The sequence below is a fragment of the Streptomyces viridosporus genome (assembly GCF_002078235.1).
Taxonomy (GTDB): domain Bacteria; phylum Actinomycetota; class Actinomycetes; order Streptomycetales; family Streptomycetaceae; genus Streptomyces; species Streptomyces viridosporus.
Genome location: NZ_MSGP01000408.1, coordinates 653 through 990, shown reverse-complemented (window position 1 = coordinate 990; position 338 = coordinate 653).

Here is a 338-nt window from a genome sequence, read left to right as displayed (position 1 = left end):
GGCCCGAAGGTGCCCTGAGCCGACTGACACCCGTCACCCGACATGACTGTGGCCCGCCGTTTCCCGGCGGGCCACAGTCATGTCGGGTGACCGGCCGGCATCGCCGGTGCGGGTGAACGGTGCGCCCCGGACTCATGTGACGAACAGTCAAGTAGTGGTACGGCTCCCGAGCCATCTCATGATCGCCACCGGCCTTCGGTCACTTGACGCAAGCACCGGCAATAGGTTGCATACGTTCTGTGATCGTGCACCCTGCTCCGTCTTTCTGTTCCTCCCCGTCCCTACGGACGTCACTTCGAGCAGGGGGAGCCGCGCCGTGGACCCGGTGATCGTCGTCG